20 protein-coding genes are annotated in these 22,738 nt (G+C 61.7%); 12 read left to right on the top strand and 8 right to left on the bottom strand.

What is annotated here, in order from left to right; translation table 11 throughout:
- The first annotated feature begins 133 nt into the window (after positions 1 to 133).
- The 7 genes from BKX96_RS01170 (at position 134) to BKX96_RS01140 (ending at position 7,315) form a co-directional block, all read left to right on the top strand.
- A complete protein-coding gene (locus BKX96_RS01170; RefSeq protein ID WP_046820471.1) occupies positions 134 to 1,699 on the top strand; it encodes an MBOAT family O-acyltransferase in 1,566 nt (521 codons plus the stop codon).
- Positions 1,700 to 1,710: 11 nt separating this feature from the next.
- Positions 1,711 to 2,886 (top strand): alginate O-acetyltransferase, encoded by a 1,176-nt coding sequence (locus BKX96_RS01165; RefSeq protein WP_046820472.1) that lies wholly within the window; start codon positions 1,711 to 1,713, stop codon positions 2,884 to 2,886.
- 17 nt (positions 2,887 to 2,903) lie between these two features.
- Positions 2,904 to 3,560: an alginate O-acetyltransferase AlgF gene (locus BKX96_RS01160; protein WP_046820473.1), complete on the top strand. Its 657-nt coding sequence runs from the start codon at positions 2,904 to 2,906 to the stop codon at positions 3,558 to 3,560.
- A 192-nt stretch (positions 3,561 to 3,752) separates the two neighbouring features.
- Positions 3,753 to 5,204: a mannose-1-phosphate guanylyltransferase/mannose-6-phosphate isomerase gene (locus BKX96_RS01155; RefSeq protein ID WP_046820474.1), complete on the top strand. Its 1,452-nt coding sequence runs from the start codon at positions 3,753 to 3,755 to the stop codon at positions 5,202 to 5,204.
- A 280-nt stretch (positions 5,205 to 5,484) separates the two neighbouring features.
- Positions 5,485 to 5,949 (top strand): hypothetical protein, encoded by a 465-nt coding sequence (locus BKX96_RS01150; protein ID WP_046820475.1) that lies wholly within the window; start codon positions 5,485 to 5,487, stop codon positions 5,947 to 5,949.
- A 32-nt stretch (positions 5,950 to 5,981) separates the two neighbouring features.
- The gene (locus BKX96_RS01145) at positions 5,982 to 6,806 is read left to right on the top strand and encodes an SDR family oxidoreductase (RefSeq protein ID WP_046820476.1); all 825 of its coding nucleotides are present in this window, start codon (positions 5,982 to 5,984) and stop codon (positions 6,804 to 6,806) included.
- Positions 6,807 to 6,925: 119 nt separating this feature from the next.
- On the top strand, positions 6,926 to 7,315 hold the full coding sequence (locus BKX96_RS01140; protein WP_046820477.1) for a hypothetical protein: 390 nt from the start codon (positions 6,926 to 6,928) through the stop codon (positions 7,313 to 7,315).
- Between the two features lie 3 nt (positions 7,316 to 7,318).
- Here the strand turns inward: BKX96_RS01140 and BKX96_RS01135 are convergent, their stop codons facing one another.
- The 4 genes from BKX96_RS01135 to BKX96_RS01120 all read right to left on the bottom strand — a co-directional run bounded on the left by BKX96_RS01135 (position 7,319) and on the right by BKX96_RS01120 (position 12,238).
- Entirely contained in the window at positions 7,319 to 8,173 is an 855-nt protein-coding gene (locus BKX96_RS01135) for an efflux RND transporter periplasmic adaptor subunit (protein ID WP_077182469.1), read from the bottom strand.
- Positions 8,174 to 8,197: 24 nt separating this feature from the next.
- On the bottom strand, positions 8,198 to 8,398 hold the full coding sequence (locus tag BKX96_RS01130) for a DUF1656 domain-containing protein (protein WP_015096751.1): 201 nt from the start codon (positions 8,396 to 8,398) through the stop codon (positions 8,198 to 8,200).
- On the bottom strand, positions 8,388 to 10,592 hold the full coding sequence (locus BKX96_RS01125) for an FUSC family protein (protein WP_077182468.1): 2,205 nt from the start codon (positions 10,590 to 10,592) through the stop codon (positions 8,388 to 8,390). Before BKX96_RS01125 ends, BKX96_RS01130 begins: the two co-directional genes overlap by 11 nt.
- A gap of 146 nt (positions 10,593 to 10,738) precedes the next feature.
- Complete coding sequence (locus BKX96_RS01120) at positions 10,739 to 12,238, bottom strand: efflux transporter outer membrane subunit (protein ID WP_077182467.1); 1,500 nt, start codon at positions 12,236 to 12,238, stop codon at positions 10,739 to 10,741.
- 193 nt (positions 12,239 to 12,431) lie between these two features.
- On the opposite strand from BKX96_RS01120, the gene BKX96_RS01115 reads away from it, so the two are divergent.
- The gene (locus BKX96_RS01115; protein WP_046820481.1) at positions 12,432 to 13,400 is read left to right on the top strand and encodes a LysR family transcriptional regulator; all 969 of its coding nucleotides are present in this window, start codon (positions 12,432 to 12,434) and stop codon (positions 13,398 to 13,400) included.
- A 67-nt stretch (positions 13,401 to 13,467) separates the two neighbouring features.
- Here BKX96_RS01115 and BKX96_RS01110 read toward each other — a convergent pair whose 3' ends face one another.
- The 4 genes from BKX96_RS01110 to BKX96_RS01095 form a co-directional block, all read right to left on the bottom strand.
- Positions 13,468 to 14,232 (bottom strand): amino acid ABC transporter ATP-binding protein, encoded by a 765-nt coding sequence (locus BKX96_RS01110; protein ID WP_003171943.1) that lies wholly within the window; start codon positions 14,230 to 14,232, stop codon positions 13,468 to 13,470.
- A gap of 13 nt (positions 14,233 to 14,245) precedes the next feature.
- On the bottom strand, positions 14,246 to 15,343 hold the full coding sequence (locus BKX96_RS01105; RefSeq protein WP_046820482.1) for an amino acid ABC transporter permease: 1,098 nt from the start codon (positions 15,341 to 15,343) through the stop codon (positions 14,246 to 14,248).
- Between the two features lie 10 nt (positions 15,344 to 15,353).
- Positions 15,354 to 16,535: an amino acid ABC transporter permease gene (locus BKX96_RS01100; RefSeq protein ID WP_046820483.1), complete on the bottom strand. Its 1,182-nt coding sequence runs from the start codon at positions 16,533 to 16,535 to the stop codon at positions 15,354 to 15,356.
- Positions 16,536 to 16,600: 65 nt separating this feature from the next.
- A complete protein-coding gene (locus BKX96_RS01095; protein WP_046820484.1) occupies positions 16,601 to 17,632 on the bottom strand; it encodes an amino acid ABC transporter substrate-binding protein in 1,032 nt (343 codons plus the stop codon).
- A 467-nt stretch (positions 17,633 to 18,099) separates the two neighbouring features.
- Here BKX96_RS01095 and BKX96_RS01090 point away from each other — a divergent pair, with 467 nt between their 5' ends.
- From BKX96_RS01090 to BKX96_RS01075, 4 genes are all read left to right on the top strand, one after another.
- On the top strand, positions 18,100 to 18,756 hold the full coding sequence (locus BKX96_RS01090; protein ID WP_077182466.1) for an alpha/beta hydrolase: 657 nt from the start codon (positions 18,100 to 18,102) through the stop codon (positions 18,754 to 18,756).
- Positions 18,757 to 18,854: 98 nt separating this feature from the next.
- The gene (gene rhlB / locus BKX96_RS01085; protein WP_046820486.1) at positions 18,855 to 20,342 is read left to right on the top strand and encodes an ATP-dependent RNA helicase RhlB; all 1,488 of its coding nucleotides are present in this window, start codon (positions 18,855 to 18,857) and stop codon (positions 20,340 to 20,342) included.
- Between the two features lie 137 nt (positions 20,343 to 20,479).
- Positions 20,480 to 21,424, top strand: coding sequence for an ornithine cyclodeaminase family protein (locus BKX96_RS01080; RefSeq protein ID WP_046820487.1), 945 nt, complete (start codon positions 20,480 to 20,482; stop codon positions 21,422 to 21,424).
- A 147-nt stretch (positions 21,425 to 21,571) separates the two neighbouring features.
- Entirely contained in the window at positions 21,572 to 22,699 is a 1,128-nt protein-coding gene (locus BKX96_RS01075; protein ID WP_077182465.1) for an NAD(P)/FAD-dependent oxidoreductase, read from the top strand.
- The last annotated feature ends 39 nt before the right edge of the window (positions 22,700 to 22,738 follow it).

Here is a 22,738-nt window from a genome sequence, read left to right as displayed (position 1 = left end):
ACGATCGTTCCCACGCAGAGCGTGGGAACGATCGTAGGGTTTGAATTTTGTGAGTTATCCCCCCGGTTTTTCGTGGGGGGTTTGGGGGGGCCGTTGGGCCCTTGAATGTAGGTTCAAACAAGGAGAGATCGGGATGGTTTTTTCGTCCAACGTGTTCCTGTTTTTGTTCTTGCCGATCTTTCTCGGCTTGTACTATTTGAGCGGGCAACGCTATCGCAATCTGCTGCTGCTGATCGCCAGCTACATGTTCTACGCCTGGTGGCGTGTGGACTTCCTCGCACTGTTCGCGGCGGTCACGCTGTGGAACTACTGGATCGGCCTCAAAGTCGGCGCCGCCGGCGTGCGGACCAAACCGGCGCAGCGCTGGCTGCTGCTCGGCGTGGCCGTCGACCTGTGCATCCTCGGCTACTTCAAGTACGCCAACTTCGGGGTCGACAGCATCAATGCCATGATGACCTCGGTGGGCCTTGAGCCGTTCATCCTGACCCACGTGCTGTTGCCGATCGGGATCTCGTTCTACATCTTCGAGTCCATCAGCTACATCATCGACGTCTACCGTGGCGATACCCCGGCGACCCGCAACCTGATCGACTTCGCGGCGTTCGTGGCGATCTTCCCGCACCTGATCGCCGGCCCTGTGTTGCGCTTTCGCGACCTGGCCGACCAGTTCAACAACCGCACCCACACCCTCGACAAGTTCTCCGAGGGCTGCACGCGGTTCATGCAGGGTTTCATCAAGAAGGTCTTCATCGCCGACACCCTCGCGGTGGTGGCCGACCATTGCTTCGCCCTGCAGAACCCGACCACGGGCGATGCCTGGCTCGGCGCCCTGGCCTACACCGCGCAGCTGTACTTCGACTTCTCCGGCTACAGCGACATGGCCATTGGCCTGGGCTTGATGATGGGTTTCCGCTTCATGGAAAACTTCAAGCAGCCATACATCAGCCAGTCGATCACCGAGTTCTGGCGCCGCTGGCACATCAGCCTGTCGACCTGGCTGCGTGACTACCTGTACATCACCCTGGGCGGTAACCGCAAAGGCACCCTGACCACCTATCGCAACCTGTTCCTGACCATGCTGCTCGGTGGCCTGTGGCACGGCGCGAACATCACCTACATCGTCTGGGGTGCGTGGCACGGCATGTGGCTGGCGATCGAGAAAGCCCTGGGCCTGAACACCTCGGCGCGCACCTTCAACCCGATCCGCTGGGCACTGACCTTCCTGTTGGTGGTGATGGGCTGGGTGATCTTCCGTGCGGAAAACCTGCACGTTGCCGGTCGCATGTACGGTGCGATGTTCAGCTTCGGCGACTGGTCGCTGTCGGAACTCAACCAGGCCAGCCTCACCGGCCTGCAAGTGGCGACCCTGATCGTGGCCTACGTGACCCTGGCGTTCTTCGGCCTGCGCGATTTCTACAGCAACCAGACGCCGGTCAAGACCAAGCCTGCCGCGAACGTCGACAGCGATGGCCCGGCCGCCACTGAACCGGGCCTGATCAAGGCTGCACCTGGGGATAACCCGGCGAGCATCCACCAGCCTGGCTACACCGTTGGCGTGGAAGCGCAAGTTCAACCGGCCTACTGGACCGCTGACTGGTCGCGTTACGCGATGCGAGCCCTGGTGCTGCTGCTGTTCATCGCCTCGATTCTCAAACTCTCGGCGCAAAGCTTCTCGCCGTTCCTTTACTTCCAGTTCTGAGGGATCTGACCATGACCCGCTCATTACGCATCTTCTACATCGCCCTGTTCCTGGTGACGCTGCTGGCCCTGGGCCTGTGGTCGGTCCGCAGCTTCCTGGGCTTCAGCACCAACGCCGATGCGACGGTGCTCAACGGCCGCTGGACCAAAGCCGTCGAGACGCACTACGACGACGAGTTCCCGATCAAGCGCCTGGGCACCAACCTCTGGGCCGCGCTGGACTTCAAGCTGTTCAACGAGGGTCGTCCGGGCGTTGTGCTTGGTCGCGACCAGTGGCTGTACAGCGATGAAGAATTCCACCCGACCGTCAACGAAGAGCTGAACCTGCAAGGCAACTACGCGCTGGTCGAAGGCGTGCGCCAGACCCTGAAGGACAAAGGCGTGAAACTGGTGATGGCGGTGGTACCGGCCAAGGTGCGCCTGTACCCGGAACACCTCGGTGAGGTGAAACCGGCCAGCATCCACGCCAACCTCTACCAGGACTTCCACAAGCGCCTGGCCGCCGATCACATCCTTGCCCCTGATTTGCTGGGTCCATTGCAAGCGGCCAAGCAGGACGGCAAGCAAGTGTTCCTGCGCACCGATACCCACTGGACCCCGGAAGGCGCCGAGATCGCCGCCAACCGCCTGGCCAGGACCATTGCCGACAAGTACCCGCTGAGCGGCGAACCGCAAGACTTCGTCACCGAGCCGGCAGAGAAAATCACGCACAAGGGCGACCTGCGCCTGTTCCTGCCGCTGGACCCGCTGTTCGAAAACCTGATGCCGGCGCAAGAGCCTTTGCAGAAGCGCAACACCATGGCGGCTTCCGACCAGCCGGCCGCTGAGGACGCCCTGTTCGCCAACACCGAAGTGCCCGTGGCACTGATCGGCACCAGCTACAGCGCCAACCCTAACTGGAACTTCGTCGGTGCACTGAAACAAGCGCTGCGCAGCGACGTGGTCAATTACGCCGAAGACGGCCACGGCCCGATCCTGCCGATGCTCAGCTACCTGAAAAGCGACGCTTTCAAGAACAGCCCGCCGCAAGTGCTGATCTGGGAGTTTCCTGAACGATATCTGCCTGTGAACAACGAAATCGGTGACGCCGACCCGCAGTGGGTCGCAGAGCTTAAACAAGCCGGCGCGCGCCAACAAAACGTAGCTGCAAACACTAAATCCGAGACGCCCGACCGGGCGCAAAACTGAAAGAGAGAGGTACTACCATGACTTTCAATACTACTCCTCGTCGTCTCGCCAAGACCTTTGCACTGGTTGCTGGTATGAGTGTGCTCTCGATGCAGGCCTTCGCCGGCGGCGATGCCGCGCTGTACGGCCCGACCGCACCGAAAGGATCGTCCTTCGTGCGGATCTACAACGCCAGCAACGCTGAAGTCAGCGCCACCGTCGGCAGCACCAACCTGAGCGATGTCGCGCCGCTGTCCAGCAGCGACTTCAGCTTCATGCCGGGCGGTGACTACAGCGCCAAGGTCGGCAGCCAGACCCTGCCGGTGAAACTGGCCGGCGACCACTATTACACCCTGGTCAACAACGCCAGCGGCGCGCCGCAACTGATTGAAGAGCCGCCGTTCAAGAACAAGCAGAAATCCCTGGTGCGCGTGCAGAACCTCAGCGACAAGGCGCTGACGTTGAAAACTGCCGACGGCAAGACCGACGTGGTCCCGAACGTGGCCGCCAAGGGCCGTGGCGAGCGTGAAATCAACCCGGTCAAAGTCAGCCTGGCGCTATACGATGGCGCCACGAAAGTCGGCGACGTGAAACCGGTCGCCCTGGAACGCGGTGAAGCCGCCGTGCTGTACGTCACCGGCAGCGGCAGCAGCCTGTCGCCGGTCTGGGTGAAACGCCCGGTGTCGACGCGCTAATCATTTTTCCGAAAGGTTGACCGCAATCCCTGAAGGAGCTGGCTTGCCAGCGAAGGCGTCCTCAAGGCCCCCTTCGCCGGCAAGCCGGCGCCTACAAAGAGAACGAGTCAGCCTTTGGACACGGAACAAGAACAAGAGTGAAACGACACAGCGTTCGTAGCTCTAACCAAACGATTTTCAAGGAGTAACAACATGATTCCGGTGATCTTGTCAGGTGGTAGTGGCTCACGTCTTTGGCCGCTTTCCCGAAAGCAGTTCCCTAAACAGTTCCTGGCCCTGACCGGCGAGCACACCCTGTTCCAGCAAACCCTGGAGCGCCTGGTGTTCGAAGGCATGGACACGCCGATCGTGGTCTGCAACAAGGACCACCGCTTCATCGTCAACGAGCAATTGGCCGCGCGCAAACTGGAAACCCAACGCATCCTGATGGAACCGTTTGGCCGCAACACTGCGCCGGCCGTGGCCCTGACCGCGATGATGCTGGTCAACGAAGGTCGTGACGAGCTGATGCTGGTCCTGCCGGCCGACCACGTGCTGGAAGACCAGAAAGCCCTGCAACGCGCCCTGGCCCTGGCTACCGTGGCCGCCGAGAACGGCGAAATGGTGCTGTTCGGCGTACCGGCCACCAAACCGGAAACCGGTTACGGCTACATCAAGTCGACCAACGATTCGCTGCTGCCCGAAGGTGTCAGTCGCGTCTCGCACTTCGTCGAAAAACCGGACGTGAAGCGCGCCACCGAGTACGTCCAGTCCGGCGGTTACTTCTGGAACAGCGGCATGTTCCTGTTCCGCGCCAGCCGCTTCCTCGAAGAGCTGAAGAAGCACGATCCGGACATCTACGACACCTGCCTGCTGACCCTGGAGCGCAGCGCCCAGGACGCCGACACCGTGAGCATCGACGAAGCCACCTTCGCCTGCTGCCCGGACAACTCCATCGACTACTCGGTCATGGAAAAAACCCAGCGTGCCTGCGTCGTACCGTTAACCGCTGGCTGGAGCGATGTCGGCTGCTGGTCGTCGTTGTGGGAAGTGAATGCCAAAGATGCCAATGGCAACGTCACCAAAGGCGACGTGGTGATCCAGGACAGCAAGAACTGCATGATCCACGGCAACGGCAAGCTGGTGTCGGTGATCGGCCTGGAAAACATCGTCGTGGTCGAAACCAAGGACGCCATGATGATCGCCCACAAGGACAAGGTCCAGGGCGTGAAGCAGATGGTCAACACCCTCAACGAACAGGGCCGCAGCGAAACCCAGAACCACTGCGAAGTCTATCGTCCATGGGGCTCCTACGACTCCGTCGACATGGGCGGACGCTTCCAGGTCAAGCACATCTCGGTGAAACCGGGCGCGTGCCTGTCGCTGCAAATGCACCACCACCGTGCCGAACACTGGATCGTGGTCAGCGGCACGGCTGAAGTGACCTGCGACGAGAACGTGTTCCTGCTGACTGAAAACCAGTCGACCTACATTCCGATTGCTTCGGTTCACCGTTTGCGCAACCCGGGCAAGATTCCACTCGAAATCATCGAGGTGCAATCGGGCAGCTATCTGGGCGAAGACGATATCGAGCGGTTTGAAGATATCTACGGGCGCTCGACCCCAATCGAGCGCGGCGTGTCGGTGAAAACCATCGCGCAGTAAGCATTGTTCACCTTAAGCCCCCGCTCAACCCGCTGCGTCCCCTATCCGCAGCGGGTTGACCGGGGGCTTTTTTTGTCCGGGTTTTGTGTTGCCCAGGCTGGCCTCTTCGCGAGCAAGCCCGCTCCCACAGTTGACCGAGTTTTTCCAGGAGAAATGCGATCGAATGTGGGAGCGGGCTTGCTCGCGAATAGGTCGGTACATTCACCGCTAAATCTCTCCCATCGCCACCTCCCCTGCGCTTAGGTAGGATGGTCTTCTCCATCCCCAAGGTTTTCCCGTCATGTTCATCGGTGTCCTGCTGGTCATCACCTGGCTGATCCTGCTCCTGCGCTATCCAGCCAAAGCCTTGCCCGTGTCCATGGCCGCCGCCGCAGGCCTGGGCATCGTCGCCACCTGGGTTATCTGGATGGATCACCGTGAGCTCAAACAGCTTGAACGCCTGGAGCTGCGCATCATCTATGCGCCGCAACATTGCCCTGCCGACCGTCCGCTGCAATTGACCATGAGCAACGGCAACGACGTGCCGCTGACCGAGTTGCGCTGGCGCGTCGCTGCTTATGCGCCGGGCGACACCGTCAACCTGGCCGACAACCAGTACACGGCCCCACGCTATCGCGGGCCCGGCGAATTACAGGCGGGGGGGCGCTGGGAAGATTGCCTGCCCATGCCGCCACTGCGCCCCGGCTACCGCCCGGAAACCCTGGAGTTTCGCGCCGAGCGGTTACAGGGTAGTTTCTCCGACTGATCCCCTTCTCTCTTTTGCACAAGGACCGCGCCATGCCCGTTGCGTTGATTACCGGATGTTCCAGCGGCATCGGCCGTGCCCTCGCCGATGTCTTCAAGGCTGCCGGATATACCGTCTGGGCCAGTGCCCGCAAGGCTGAAGACGTCGCAGCGCTGACCACCGCCGGTTTTATTGCCGTGCAACTGGACGTCAACGATGGCCAGGCACTCGAACAGCTGAGCGAACGGATCAACCAGCAACACGGCGGCCTCGATGTGCTGGTCAACAATGCCGGCTACGGTGCCATGGGGCCTTTGCTCGATGGTGGCGTGCAGGCGATGCAGCGTCAGTTTGAAACCAACGTGTTCGCCATCGTGGGCGTGACCCGCGCGTTATTTCCCGTGTTGCGGCGGACCAAGGGGATCGTTGTCAATATCGGTAGCGTGTCCGGGGTTCTGGTTACCCCTTTCGCTGGGGCTTACTGCGCCTCGAAAGCCGCGGTGCATGCCCTCAGCGATGCTTTGCGCATGGAACTGGCGCCCTTTGGCGTGCGGGTGATGGAGGTGCAACCGGGGGCCATCGCTTCCAGTTTCGCCAAGAATGCCGGGCATGAGGCGGAGCAATTGATCAGCGAGCAATCGCCGTGGTTTCCCCTGCGTGAAGGCATTCGGGCACGGGCCAAGGCGTCCCAGGACAATCCGACGCCCGCCAGTGAGTTTGCCGCCGGATTGCTCAAGGCCGTGCAACAGAACAAACCGCCGCGCCTGATTCGTCTGGGCAATGGCAGCCGGGCGTTGCCGTTGATGGCGCGATTGTTGCCCAAGGGCTTGCTGGAGTCGGCGTTGATGAGGCGGTTCGGGTTGCGTGGGCAGCTCTGAAACCGGGTTGACGCCTTCGCGAGCAAGCCCGCTCCCACAGGGGAGCGTTTTTCAAATGTGGGAGCGGGCTTGCTCGCGAAGGCGTCGAAACAGACGCCACAGAATTCAAGGAATCAAACATGACCGACTACACCGAATACTTCGACGAAGTGATCCAGGCGCACGTCGCCATCGAACAATGGCTGGCCGAGGAACGCGACCCGTGCGAACTCGAACACTTACTGACGCGTTTTTCACCACAGTTTTCCATGGTCTCGCCGTTGGGCCGGGTGCTGGATTTTGATGCGTTGAACGAGTTGTTCCTGATGGCCGCAGGCAAGAAGCTTGGGTTCCGCATCGAGCTTGGCGAGTTGAGCGGCATCGCCTTGCACGATGGCGGCGCCACCGTGAGTTACCGCGAACATCAAACCGATGCCACCGGCCTGCATTCCGATCGCCGCTCCACCGTGGTGTTCGAGAAGGTGGAAGGCAAGATTCTTTGGCGGCATCTGCATGAGACGTTTTGTTGACTCCTACAATGACTTGACCACCACCGTACAAGTAATCCCCGCCGCCAGCAGCACCCCCTCCGGCACTTCATCGATGTGAATCCGCACCGGCACCCGTTGTGCCAGGCGCACCCAGTTGAAGGTCGGGTTCACGTCGGCGATCAACTCGCGACTTTCCGGGTTGTCGCGGTCGTAGATGCCGCGCGAGATGCTTTCCACGTGGCCCTTGAGCACTTCGCCGCTCATCAGTTGCATGTCGGCCTTGTCGCCGACGCGCACGTGGGGCAATTTGGTTTCCTCGAAGAAGCCGTAGACCCAGAACGAGTTCATGTCGACCACGGCCATTTTCGCTTCGCCGATGCGCGCGTAGTCGCCCCGATGGACATTGAGGTTGGTCACGTAGCCGTCCACCGCCGCACGCACTTCGGTGCGCTTGAGGTTCAATTCTGCCGCTTCGAGTTGCGCCTGGGCCTGTTGATAATCGGCCAGGGCCGAGTCGGCGAGGTTGCTGGCGTCGTCGCGGTTTTCCCGGGAGATCACCAGGTTGTCCATGTCGGCCCGGCGATGGGCGTTGACCTTGCGCATCTCCCACGTCGCCTTGCGTGACGCCACCAGCGACTGCGCCTGTTTCACCGCGAGGCGGTAGTGCTCGGGATCGATCTGCATCAGCAGGTCGCCCTTCTTCACCAACTGGTTGTCGCGCACTGGCACGTTCACCACTTCGCCGGTGACATCGGCGGCAACGTTGATGATGTCGGCGCGCACCCGGCCGTCGCGGGTCCACGGCGTGTTCATGTAGTGCTCCCACAGGGAGCGGCCGATCCATATCGCCAGGGCCAGTACCAGCAGGGTCGCAAGCAGGCTGAAAAGCTTTTTCATCGGGGCCTTCTCAGGGGTAGAGAGTCAACGGTAGACAGTCAGCGCCATGGCGCCGAACAGACAGGTAAACAGGCTCAGGCGCAGCAGCGCCGGGTGCCAGAAGAAGCGGTACAGGTCGAAGCCGGACAGGAATCGGTCCAGCGCCCAGGCCAGTGCCGCTGCAATGAAAAACATCAGGGTCATGGTCGGCATGTAAACGCCGTGGAAGGCGATTTCACGAGGCATGGTCAAGTCCTTTGGGCTTGGTGTTGGTTCTGGCATTCATGTAGCCGGCGAGCGGCGATTGCGGGTCCAGCAGCGAAGTACGGATAAAGTGCAGGTAGCTCTTCACCCGGCGCAGTGCCGATGTGTCGAAATGCGGAGCGAAGGGTTCGTCAGTGGCTTGTACGCGGCTGATGGCGTGGTCGACGGCGATCAACGCACGCTCCAGATTGCTCTGGCCCGGTTGCAGGAACAGCCGCACCAGCGCACGCCCCATCACGCGGATGGACTGGCGCCACGGCTGGGACTCGGCATAGGCCGGATGCACCGGCAGGATCGCCTGCTCCTTGCGCAACTCGATGATCGCGTGCCCGACCTCCAGCACCACGAACATCCAGCGCAACAGCTGCCGCTGGACCTGCGGCTGCCCCGTCGCGAAGCCGTAGGCCTGATGCACCAGGTCGCGGGTGCGGCTTTCGAAACTCGACGCCAGGCCCTTGAGCTTGCCGCTGATGGCGTAGACCACCTGGCCGCGCAGGTCCTGCTCGAGCCGCTGCCACAACCAGCGACTGTTCGGCGGCAGAATGATCGCCCCGGCCGCCGCGCAGACCAGCATGCCGATGACCATCGCGATGTAGTCGTTGATGAACGTGTAGGGGTTGTAGACCGTGAAATTGTCCGGCACGGAACCTGTGCTGAAGAAGATCAGCAAGCCAAGCCCGACGCCGGCGTATTGCGGCCGCGAGGCCAGGAACGAACCAAGCACGATCACGGGGGCGAGCATTACGCACAGCAACGGAAAACCGTCGATCCACGGGAAGATGAAAAACATCTCGACGAAGCCGATCAGCGCCCCGAGAAACGTCCCGCAAGCCATCTGGAACGCCATGCGTTTAGGGTTCGGCGTGGCGGCGGACAAGCCTACGGTAGCGGCGGCGATCAACGTCATGGTCGCCCCGCTCGGCCACGCCGTCGCCACCCAATAGCTGCCCAGCACTACCAGGATGAACGCGGCGCGAATCCCCGAGGCCGCCGACACCAGCCAGTTGGTTTGCGGGGTGAAGGGCTCGTCCCAGCGCTCGCGCTCGTGGCTGTGATCGGCCAGCGAGGCGTGGGTCTGTGCATAACTGTGCAGGTCGTCGACGAAGCGATAGAGCAGTTCGTAGGCGGTGTGGAAATCCAGCAGTTCGGCATCGCTCGGCCCGCTCTCCTGGAAGAGCGCCCGCAGGCTGCGCACCCGCGCCGGCAAGCCGGCCTTGTAGGCCGTCAGCGCCGTGACCAGACGCGCCGCATCGGCACTGGTCAGCGCGCGACCGCTGAAGCCATCGAGCAATTCGGCAAGGTCTTGCAAACCGGGTTTGATGGCCGCCACGGCGTGATCGGTGTCATTGCTGCGCAGGCGTTCGAGCAGCTGGTGCAAGGCGTTGAAACGCGTGGTGATGCCCATGAACTCACTGTTCAAGCGACTGAGCCGACCGTTGCGCCGCCGCATGTGCGGGTCTTCGAACACCGTCACGCTGCGCAACCCTTCCAGGCCCACCGCTTCAGCAATGAAGCGCACGTTACCGGCCTCGAAGGCTTCCCGCTGGCTGCGTCCGCGCAAGCCGTCGGTGACGAACAAGGCGAACACGCCAAAGCGCTGATACAGGGCATTGCGCATGGCGGCACTGGCGGTTTGCGGCAGGATCGCGGCGCTGACCAGGGTCGCGCAGAGAATCCCCAGGGAGATTTCCAGCACGCGCCAGACCGCCGCCATGAACGCGCCGTCCGGATGGGCCAGCGCGGGCAACCCAACCATCGCGGCGGTGTAGCCGGCCAGCACAAAACCGTAGGCACGGAAGTTGCGGCAACGTGCCGCGCCGGCCGAGCAGATACCGACCCAGATCGCCAGCGAGCCGAGGAACAGTTCGGTGTTCTGCGCAAACAGGGCGATCAACGCCACCATCACCGCCGAGCCGGTCAAGGTGCCAAGAAAACGATAGAAACTCTTGGCGAACACCTGGCCGCTTTGCGGCTGCATGACGATGAATACGGTGATCATCGCCGTACGCGGCTGCGGCAATTCCAGGCGCATCGCCAGCCACAGGGTCAGGAACGCCGCGAACAGCACCTTGAAAATGTAGACCCAGGTCACGCCGTCGCTGCGTGCCCAGTCGAAGAAACCCCGGCGCCATTCGAGGGAGTAGAGCCAGCGCAAAGGTGCGGGCAAGGGGGTCATAAAGCCTGCTCAGTTAACGAAAATTGTGCGATGAGAACTCGGTCCTTGTGGGAGCGGGCTTGCTCGCCAAAGCGGTGTGTCAGGGAACATCGCCATCGACTGACACACCCTCTTCGCGAGCAAGCCCGCTCCCACAGGTGTTGTGTTCAACGCAAAAGGCTCGGGGTTTTCGGTGCAGCGGTCTGGCTGTCGTTTGGCACATCGTTACCGGCACCCAGCCCACCCCCCAACGCCGTCACCAGTTCGGCATGCGCACTCAATCGCGCCGCCTGCACCTGCTGCTGCACCTGCTGCTGCTTGAACAACAGCGTCTGCGCATTGAGCACGTTGAGGTAATCGGTGAGCCCGCGCTGGTAGGCGATCATCGCGATGTCGTAGGTCTTCTGCGCGGCGGCCACCGACTCGGCGGCGAAGGCCTGCTGCTTGTCCATGGACTCGCGGCGGATCAACTGGTCGGAGATGTTTTTCAGCGCGTTGACCAACGTCTGGTTGTACCTGGCCACGGCGATGTCATAACCGGCCGAGGCTTCACCGAGCTCCGAGCGCAAACGCCCGCCGTCGAAGATCGGCAGCGAAATGGCCGGGCCAACGCTGTAGTTGAGCTTCTTGCCGGTCAAGAACTCCAGGGCCCCGCCTCCGGTGGCCATATAGCCCAGGCTGCCGACCAGGTCGACGTTCGGGTAGAACCCGGCATGCGCCACATCGATGCCTCGCGCCTGCGCCGCCACTTGCCAGCGACTGGCAACCACGTCCGGGCGTTGACCGAGCAACTGCGCCGGCAGCGTCGACGGCAGTTTCAGTGCTGCGCCCAGCGACAGTGTTGGTCGCTGCAACTGCGCGCCCCCCCCCGGCCCGAAGCCTGCCAGGGCGGCCAGTTGATTCCGACTCAGGGCGATTTCTTCGTCCAGCGCGTCGATCTGGCGGTGGGTTTCCGGCAATGGCGTCTGGGCCTGACTGACTTCGAAATGGGTGCCGATGCCGCCGTCCAAACGCTTCTGCGCCAGCTCGAGGATTTGCTCTTGCTGCGTCAACGTCGCTTCGACGATGTCCCGCTGCGCGTAGTGCAATGAGAGTTCGATGTAGACGCGCACGATGTTGTTCTGCAATTCGAGCTGCGCCTGGCGTGCTTCGGCGACCGTCATGTGGGCCATGTCGACGGCGCGCTCGGTGGCATTGCTTTCGCGGCCCCAGAGGTCGAGGGCGTAACTGAAGCCCAGCGCGGCGTTGTTGTCCCAGGTGGTGCTGTTGGCCAGGTCGCCGGGGCCGTAGAACTGATCGGTGGGCCAGTTGTGACGCTTGAGCGTGGACTCGCCATTGATCTGCAACGCCTGCGCCGCTTCGGCCACACCGGCCATGGCCTTGGCCTGACGCACTCGTGCCGCCGCCATGGCCATGCTCGGGCTGCCTTGCACGGCGCGGTCGATCCAGCGACTCAGTTGCGGATCGCCATAGGCCTGCCACCATTGGGCGGTGGGCCAGTGCGCATCCTGGGCGGCGCTCTGGATCGCTGCGTCGGTGGCCAGTGAATTGGCCTCCAGCGCCTTGCCCTGTGGGGCGATACCTCCGGTTCCGATGCAGCCGCTGATTGCCAGGGTTAAAGCCAAAACACTGAGCGGCTGAAGCGCTCTGCTGATGCGACGCGGCACTGCTGCGATTTCCTGAATTTGGGAGGAGGCAAATGGATCTCGTGGGATCGGGGCAATTCTATGGGGCGCTCTTGATGGCGATAAGCTGGGAATCCTGTGAATCTTTGTTACCGTTAACGCGATAATCCCTTGGTCGGGGTCTCAGACCCTGAAACTTCGTGTCACAATTTGCCATCGAACCCGAGAGCACCCCATGGACACATTGCAAAACATGCGCGCCTTCAGTTACGTGGCCGAGGCCGGCAGCTTCACCGCCGCCGCCGTGCAACTGGACACCACCACGGCCAACGTCTCGCGCGCGGTCTCCAACCTGGAAGCCCACCTGCAAACCCGTCTGCTCAATCGAACGACACGCCGCATCGCCCTGACCGAAGCGGGTAAGCGCTACTTGCTGCGTTGTGAGCAGATCCTGTCGTACGTAGAAGAAGCCGAGGCTGAAGCCAGCGACGCCCACGCGCGCCCGGCCGGGCAGCTCAAGGTGCATACCATGACCGGTATCGGCCAGCACTTCGTGATCGACGCCATCGCCCGCTATCGCAAGACCCACCCGGACGTGACCTTCGACCTGACCATGGCCAACCGCGTGCCGGACCTGCTGGACGAGGGCTACGACGTGTCCATCGTGCTCGCCAGTGAACTGCCTGACTCGGGCTTCGTTTCCCAGCGCCTGGGGATCACCTACAGCATCGTTTGCGCCTCGCCCGCCTACGTCAAAGCCAACGGTTGCGCGCAAAAACCCAGCGACTTGCTCAACCACGCCTGCCTGCGCCTGGTGAGCCCGGTCATCCCCCTGGAAAAATGGGCCTTCGACGGCCCCGATGGCCAGGAAATGGTCACCATCAACAGCTCGCCATTCCTGGTCAACTCGGCCGACGCCATGAAAACCGCGATCACCAGCGGCATGGGCGTTGGCGTCCTGCCGCTGTACGCCGCGATCGACGGCCTGCGCAACGGCACGCTGGTGCGGGTGATGCCCAAGTACCGCTCGCAAGAGCTGAACCTGTACGCGATCTATCCGTCACGGCAATACCTGGATGCGAAGATCAAGACCTGGGTGGAATACCTGCGTGGGTCGTTGCCGGAGTTGCTGGCGGCGCATCAGGCGGAGCTGGCCGCGTATGAATTGAGCGGCAGTCTCGCCGGGGCGCGGATGGCGACCTGAGATTTACCCGACCGACAGGCAAAAAAAACCGGACACTGTCCGGTTTTTTTTCATTGCCTGGGTTAGATCAATGCAGGATCTGGCTCAGGAACAGCTTGGTGCGATCATTCTGCGGGTTGTCGAAGAAGTCGTTCGGCGCGGCCTGCTCGACGATTTCGCCCTTGTCCATGAAGATCACGCGATTGGCCACGGTGCGGGCGAAGCCCATTTCGTGGGTCACGCAGAGCATGGTCATGCCGTCTTCAGCCAGGCCGATCATGGTGTCCAGAACCTCTTTCACCATCTCGGGGTCGAGTGCCGAAGTCGGTTCGTCGAACAACATGATTTTCGGTTTCATGCACAGCGCCCGGGCAATCGCCACACGCTGTTGCTGGCCGCCGGACAGTTGCCCCGGGAATTTATGCGCCTGCTCCGGAATGCGTACGCGTTCCAGGTAGTGCATGGCGATTTCCTCGGCCTTGCGCTTGGGCATCTTGCGCACCCACATCGGCGCCAGGGTGCAGTTCTGCAGGATGGTCAGGTGCGGGAACAGGTTGAAGTGCTGGAACACCATGCCGACTTCACGACGGATCGCCTCGATCTGCTTGAGGTCGTTGGTCAGTTCCACGCCGTCGACCACGATGCGGCCCTGCTGGTGTTCTTCCAGGCGATTGAGGCAGCGGATGGTGGTGGACTTGCCGGAACCCGACGGGCCGCACAGGACGATACGCTCGCCCTGCTTGACGTTGAGGTTGATGTCCTTGAGTACGTGAAACTGGCCGTACCACTTATTGACGCCCTGCATCTGAATAATGCCTTCAGGGCTCACAGGCTGTTTGATTGCTTCGCTCATTTACAAAGAACTCCTAACGCTTGTGGCCAGTGTCGAGCTTGCGTTCCAGATGCATGGAATAGCGCGACATACCAAAACAGAAAATCCAGAACACCAGGGCGGCGAACACATAGCCTTCGGTGGCCATGCCCAGCCATTTCGGGTCGGCGGCGGCTTGCTTGACGCTGTTGAGCAGGTCGAACAGGCCGATGATGATCACCAGGCTCGTGTCCTTGAACAGCGCGATGAAGGTGTTGACGATGCCGGGGATCACCAGCTTCAGGGCTTGCGGCAAAATCACCAGGCCCATGCTGCGCCAGTAGCCCAGGCCCATCGCTGCGGCGGCTTCGTACTGACCCTTGGGGATCGCCTGCAGACCGCCACGCACCACTTCGGCCACGTAGGCCGACTGGAACAGGATCACGCCGATCAGTGCCCGCAGCAGCTTGTCGAAGTTCATGCCTTCGGGCAGGAACAACGGCAGCATCACCGAGGACATGAACAGCACCGTGATCAATGGCACGCCGCGCCAGAATTCGATGAAGGTCACGCAGACCACTCGAATCGCCGGCATGTTCGAACGACGTCCCAAAGCCAGGACAATCCCCAGCGGCAAGGCACCGGCAATACCGACGGTGGCGATCACCAGGGTCAGCATCAGGCCGCCCCATTGGCTGGTCGCCACCTGGGTTAGGCCGAAGACGCCGCCGTGCAGCAGGCACCAGGCAATGATCGGGTACAGCACCAGGAAGCTCAGGCCATACACCGCTTTATGGTGAAAGCGCGAGATGAACAGCGGCGCCACGCCGATGACCGCCAGCCACACGGTCAGGTCGACGCGCCAGCGCAGTTCCGGCGGGTAATAGCCGTACATGAACTGGCCGAAGCGCTGCTGGATGAACACCCAGCAGGCGCCCTCCTTGGTGCAGTCGGCCTGGCTGGTGCCCACCCAGTTGGCATCGAGGATCGCCCAGCTCAGGATCGGCGGTACCACCAGGTAGATCAGGTAGAACGCAAACAGGGTCAGCAGGGTGTTGAGCCAGCTGGAGAACATGTTCGCGCGCATCCACGCCACCACGCCGATGCTGCGGCTCGGTGGCGGCATGTCAGGTTTGAAAGTATGAGTGCTCATGCGCTTTTCCTTACCGCTCGATCAGCGCAATGCGCTTGTTGTACCAGTTCATCAGCAGGGAAATGCTGATACTGATCGCCAGGTACACGCTCATGGTGATGGCAATCACCTCGATCGCCTGGCCGGTCTGGTTCAGCACCGTGCCGGCGAACAGCGAGACCATCTCCGGATAACCGATACCGGCCGCCAGCGAGGAGTTCTTCGCCAGGTTCAGGTATTGGCTGGTCAGCGGTGGAATGATCACGCGCAAGGCTTGCGGGATGATCACCTTGCGCAGGGTCGGACCGTTGCGCAGGCCCAACGAGTGCGCCGCCTCGGTCTGGCCGTGGCTGACCGACTTGATGCCCGAACGCACGATCTCGGCGATGAACGCTGCGGTGTACACGGTCAGCGCCAGGGTCAAGGCCAGCAGTTCCGGGATCAGCACCCAGCCGCCGACGAAGTTGAAGCCCTTGAGTTGCGGCATTTCCCAGTGCACGGGCGCGCCAAAAATCAGTGCGCACAGCGCCGGGATCACTAGGAACAAGGCCAGGCCGACCCAGAACTTGTGGAAAGGCACGCCAGTGGCTTCGAAGCGCTTGTTGGCCCAGCGGCACATCAGCACGATGGCGACAATGGCCACCGCGATACTGGTCATGAACGCCCAGAAACCATCGGCCATCAACGCCGCCGGCATGTTCAGGCCGCGGCTGCTGACAAAGAAGGTGTCGCCGAAGTTGTGGCTGTTACGCGGACCCGGCATGGTCAGGAACACCGCGAAGTACCAGAACAGGATCTGCAGCAGCGGCGGAATGTTGCGGAAGACTTCCACATAAACCGTCGCCACTTTGGCGATGATCCAGTTCTTCGACAGCCGCGCCACACCGACGATGAAACCGAGGATGGTCGCCAGGATCACGCCGATGAAGGTCACCAGCAAGGTGTTGAGCAGGCCGATGACAAACACCCGGGCATAACTGTCCGCTTCGGTGTAGTCGATCAGGTGTTGAGCGATGCCGAAGCCGGCACTGCGCTCCAGAAAGTCAAAACCGGAGGTAATGCCCCGGTGTTGAAGGTTGGTTTGCGTGTTGTCGAACAGAAACCAGCCTAGCGAGACCACCCCGATGATGGTGATGATCTGGAATACCCACGCACGCACTCGTGGATCGCTGAGGCTGAGCCTCTGCTTAGGTGCGCCGATTGAATTTTGCATGAAGTGCCCCGCAAATAATGGAACAGAACATCACCCGGCGGTTGGCCCGCCGGGTGATAGAACCATCAGCGCACTGGTGGTGCGTATTGAATGCCGCCAGCGTTCCACAGGGCGTTCAGCCCACGGTCGATTTCCAGGGGAGTGCTCTTGCCGAGGTTTTTCTCGAACACTTCACCGTAGTTGCCGACCTGCTTGACGATCTGCACGACCCAGTCTTTCTTCACTTTCAGGTCTTTGCCGTATTCGCCGTCGGTACCTAGCAGACGGGCGACGTCAGGGTTCTTGGTGCCCTTGGCTTCGGCTTCGACGTTCTTCGAAGTGATGCCGGCTTCTTCGGCGTTGAGCATGGCGTAGCCAACCCAGCGCACGATGGCCAGCCACTCGTCGTCGCCATTACGCACGACCGGGCCCAGTGGCTCCTTGGAAATGGTTTCCGGCAGCACCACGTAGTCTTTCGGCGAAGCCAGCTTGCTGCGCTGGGCGAACAGCTGGGACTTGTCGGAGGTCAGTACGTCGCAACGACCGGATTCCAGCGACTTGGCGCTCTCGTCGGAGGTGTCGAAAGTGATCGGGGTGTATTTCAGACCGTTGCCACGGAAGTAGTCGGAAACGTTCAGCTCGGTGGTGGTACCGGCCTGGATGCAGATGGTTGCACCGTCCAGTTCCTTGGCACTCTTGACGCCCAGCTTGTTGTTGACCAGGAAGCCGATGCCGTCGTAGTAAGTGATGAAGCCCGGGAATTTCAGGCCCATGCCTGCGTCACGGGAGCTGGTCATGGTGGTGTTGCGCGACAGGATGTCGATTTCGCCCGACTGCAGCGCGGTGAAGCGCTCCTTGGCGTTCAACTGGCTGAACTTGACCTTGGTCGCGTCGCCGAAGACAGCAGCGGCCACGGCGCGGCAGTAGTCAGCGTCGATGCCGACGATCTTGCCGGTGGCATCCGGAACCGAGAAACCAGGCAGGCCATCACTGACGCCGCACTGTACGAAACCTTTCTTCTGCACTGCATCCAGGGTCGCGCCCGCCTGAGCGAACCCACTGACGCCGAGTACCGCGGCTGCAGTCACGACCGCCAGGGTGGATTTCAACATCTTCATTCAAACCTCCAGTTTTGCTCTTGTTGTGTCGGAGCGTGAGTCCAGTCGCACCCTTTTGAGGCGGTGGTGACCCGTGTTGGCTTTTTTTAGGGTCAACCGACGTTAGGACCGTAGCCATGAGTCTAGTAGGAGAAAATCCACATAATGGACACCTCACTTCTCACCAATCGGCCGAACGGGCTGTAGCCCTTTCTCGTTCGCGAAGCCCGTAGCGGCCACTGGCGAACATCCATTACCGGATTTTTGCTATCCCGCGGCCAGTCGTACACTGATAGTGTTACCGCCAGGCGCGAGATGAGTTGCACCGCTTCCCCATAGCAAAGCCCGTACCACACCGGCTGCTAAAGCGGTTAAGCGACAGGTCAATAGCAAAACTTGTAGCCTTGCGACATCTTCGTAACTGATCAACCAGAGGCGCCCTCGGACCTCGCACTCAATGAGAGCGCCCGCACAAAATTGGAGCAACCATGACCGAGCCCTTGATTCTTCAGCCCGTAAAGGACGCAGACGCCTGCGTTATCTGGCTGCACGGCCTGGGTGCCGACCGCTACGACTTCTTGCCGGTAGCCGAAGCCCTGCAGGAAACCTTGCTGGGCACCCGCTTCGTCCTGCCTCAGGCACCACACCGCCCGGTCACCATCAATGGTGGCTACGAGATGCCGAGCTGGTACGACATATTGGCCATGAGCCCGGCGCGCGCGATCAATCGCGAGCAACTGGAAGCATCGGCGGACCGGGTTATCGAATTGATTGAACAGCAGCGCGCCAGCGGAATAGACGCCTCGCGGATTTTCCTGGCCGGCTTTTCCCAGGGCGGCGCCGTGGTTCTACACACCGCGTTTCTGAAATGGCAGGGCCCGCTGGGTGGCGTACTTGCCCTCTCGACTTATGCACCGACCTTTGGCGATGAGCTGGAACTGTCCGCCAGCCAGCAGCGCATTCCGGTGCTGTCGCTGCATGGCCAGTACGATGACGTGGTGCAAAACTCCATGGGACGTAGCGCCTACGAGCATTTGAAGCAGCGTGGTGTCACCGTGACATGGCAGGAATACCCAATGGGCCACGAAGTGTTACCCGAGGAGATTCGCGACATCGGCCTGTGGCTGACCGAGCGTTTGCGCTGACCGTCGATGTTTAAAAACGCCCTTTGATCCATCCCACTACGCCGCGCCCGATTCTTGCATTACACTGGCCGGCGTACATTCCTTAACCAATTGATGAGATGACCGTGCTCAAAGCACTCAAGAAAATGTTCGGTAAAAGCGAGACTGAGCAACTCGCGCCAGTCCCCAGCGCTCCGTCTCACACCCCCAGCCACCGCACCGACGGTCATCAGCCTGGTCGGGCCGCCCCGGTAGCGGCACCGAAACACGAGCCAAAGAGCGCAGCGGTCGCCGAGCCCGTTGAGCCAACCGCCGCCGAGCAACCGCGCAGCGAAACGCCAAAACCTGCCAAGCCGCGCCGCGAACCCAAGCCCAAGGCGCCGGTCATTCCCTGGAAACTCGAAGACTTTGTCGTCGAACCCCAGGAAGGCAAGACCCGTTTCCACGATTTCAAACTGGCCCCCGAACTGATGCACGCCATCCAGGACCTGGGCTTCCCGTATTGCACGCCGATCCAGGCCCAGGTGCTGGGCTTCACCCTCGCCGGCAAAGACGCCATCGGCCGCGCGCAAACCGGTACCGGCAAGACCGCGGCCTTCCTGATCTCGATCATCACCCAGCTGCTGCAAACCCCGCCGCCAAAAGAGCGCTACATGGGCGAGCCGCGCGCACTGATCATCGCCCCGACTCGCGAACTGGTGGTGCAGATCGCCAAGGACGCCGCCGACCTGACCAAGTACACCGGCCTGAACGTCATGACCTTCGTCGGTGGCATGGACTTCGACAAGCAGCTCAAGCACCTCGAAGCCCGCCACTGCGACATCCTCGTGGCCACGCCTGGCCGCCTGCTGGACTTCAACCAGCGCGGCGACGTGCACCTGGACATGGTCGAAGTCATGGTGCTGGATGAAGCCGACCGCATGCTCGACATGGGCTTCATCCCACAGGTGCGCCAGATCATTCGCCAGACGCCGCCGAAGAACGAGCGGCAGACGCTGCTGTTCTCGGCGACCTTCACCGAAGACGTGATGAACCTGGCCAAGCAATGGACCACCGACCCGGCCATCGTCGAGATCGAGTCGCAGAATGTGGCCAACGAAAACGTCGAACAGCACATCTACGCGGTGGCCGGTGCCGACAAATACAAACTGCTCTACAACCTGGTCAACGACAACGGCTGGGAGCGGGTCATCGTTTTCGCCAACCGCAAGGATGAAGTGCGGCGCATCGAAGAACGCCTGGTACGCGATGGCGTCAACGCCGCGCAGTTGTCGGGCGACGTGCCGCAACACAAGCGCATCAAGACCCTGGAAGGTTTCCGCGAAGGCAAGATTCGCGTGCTGGTCGCCACCGACGTGGCCGGTCGCGGCATCCACATCGACGGCATCAGCCACGTGATCAACTTCACCTTGCCGGAAGTGCCGGACGACTACGTGCACCGCATCGGCCGTACCGGTCGTGCGGGCGCAGACGGTGTGTCCATCAGTTTTGCCGGTGAAGATGACTCCTACCAGCTACCGGCCATCGAAGAAAAACTCGGTCGCAAGATCAGCTGTGAAACGCCACCCACGCATCTGTTGCGGGCGGTTGAGCGCAAGCGGCCGTAACGGCGACTTGCAGTAAAGGGCGCAGCCGGAAACGGACTGCGCTTTTTTTTCGTCTGGTTTTTTCAACAGGTGCTTGCTCGAGATAACTAAAAGTCCATAATGGACAAATTAGTTTACTTATCACTCCCGGAGCCACCATGGCCAGCACCCCCTACGTGATCAACCAATCCCAGGCCCGCGAGTTGCTGGCGCAAGTCGACGTGCCGCAGATCCTGCGCAAATTGTTCCGCGACCTGGCCGCCGGGCAAGCTGTGCAACCGGCACAGCAACTGGTGGAATTCCCCAGGGGTGCCGGCGACTTCATCAACTACCTCGGTGTGCTGGCCGAAGAAGGCGTATACGGGGTCAAGACATCGCCCTACATCGTGGGCGAACAAGGACCGCTGGTGACCGCATGGACCTTGCTGATGTCGATGCAGACCGGCCAGCCGCTGCTGCTGGTGGATGCCGCCGAGCTCACTACCGCCCGCACCGCCGCGACCACGGCGGTAGCGGTTGACGCCCTGGCGCCACTTACCGCGAATCGCCTGGCAATCATCGGCAGCGGCAAAGTGGCCCAGGCGCACCTGCACTACGTGAAAGGGCTGCGCGACTGGCAAAACATCAACCTGTACTCGCCAAGCCTGAGCGAAGACCCTGAAACGGTGAATCTGCTGAAAAGCATCGAGCCGCGCTTGAATATCGTCGACAGTCGCGAGGCCGCCATCCAGGACGCCGACGTGATCATGCTGTGCACCTCGTCCCCTGGTCCGGTGATCGATCCGTCGAGCCTGAGCAAGCCGGCGCTGATCACCTCCATCAGCACCAACGCCCCCCGCGCCCACGAAGTGCCGCCGCAGAGCCTCAACGACATGCAGGTATTCTGCGACTATCGTGTGACCACCCCAGGCGCTGCCGGCGAGATGCTGATTGCCGGCGAACAGCATGGCTGGGACAAGAATGCGATTGTCGGCGACCTGCCCGATCTGCTGAGCGAAAAAGTGCAGCGCCCCGAGTACGGCCGCCATGTGTTCTTCCGCTCGATCGGCCTGGGCCTGGAGGACATAGCGCTGGCCAATGCCATCTACCGCCTGCATCCCTGACACCGCAACACCCTGTGGGAGCGGGCTTGCTCGCGAATACGGTCTGGCATTCGCCGACGATGTCGACGGATAAATCGCTTTCGCGAGCAAGCCCGCTCCCACAGGAGATCACCATCATTCCGGCATTGTGTTTCACAGGAGACGTTCATGAGCCAGGCAGACTTCATCATCATCGGCGGCGGAATAGCCGGCGCTTCCACCGGTTTCTGGCTGTCGCAGCACGCACGGGTGATCGTGCTCGAGCGCGAATCCCATCCGGCCTATCACTCCACCGGCCGGTCGGCGGCGCTGTACACCGCCGCCTATGGCACGCCGCAAGTTCGGGCGCTGACCCAGGCCAGCCGGGATTTCTTCGACGCCCCTCCGGCCGGTTTCTGCGAACACCCACTGCTGACCCCGCGCGGCGAGATGACCGTGGACCTCACCGGTGACCCGGCCGAGCTGAACAAACAATACCTGAGCGCCAAAGCCACGGTCCCCGAGATGCAACTGCTCAGCGCCGACCAAGCCTGCGCGCTCGTGCCGATCCTGCGTCGGGAAAAAGTCCATGGCGCGATCTACGATCCGACCGCCAGCGACATCGACACCGACGCCTTGCATCAGGGTTACCTGCGCGGAATCCGCCGCCACCAGGGCGAAGTCCATACCGACAGCGAAGTCCTGAGCCTGACCCGCGATGCCGCAGGCTTGTGGCAGGTACAAACCAAGGACCAGACCTTCAGCGCTCCGGTCATCATCAACGCCGCCGGCGCCTGGGCCGACAAGATCGGCGAAATGGCCGGCGCCCGGCCGCTGGGCCTGCAACCCAAGCGCCGCGCGGCCTTCATCTTCGCCGGCCCCGAGGGCGTGGACATCCACCATTGGCCGATGCTGGTCAGCCTCGATGAATCCTTCTACATGAAGCCTGACGCCGGGATGTTCCTCGGCTCGCCGGCCAACGCCGACCCGGTGGAACCCCACGACGTGCAGCCCGAAGAGCTGGACATCGCCATGGGCATCTACCAGATCGAGGAAGCCACCACCCTGACCATCCGCCGCCCGACCCGAACCTGGGCCGGCTTGCGCAGCTTCGTCAGCGATGGCGACCTGCTGTCCGGATTCGACTCCCAGGTGCCGGGGTTGTTCTGGGTGGCGGCACAAGGCGGCTACGGCATCCAGACCTCGCCAGCCATGGGCCAGGCCAGTGCCGCGCTCGTGCGGGGTGAACCCCTGCCCGAAACCCTTGGTGGTTTCGGTCTGAATGCCGGCATGCTGTCCCCTGCCCGCCTGGGCTGACGGTTGTCCTCAGGTGACGCGCCGACTCGATTGCGTCAC

Source organism: Pseudomonas putida, from assembly GCF_001976065.1.
GTDB lineage: Bacteria > Pseudomonadota > Gammaproteobacteria > Pseudomonadales > Pseudomonadaceae > Aquipseudomonas > Aquipseudomonas serbica.
This window is presented reverse-complemented; position numbering and strand designations above follow the sequence as displayed.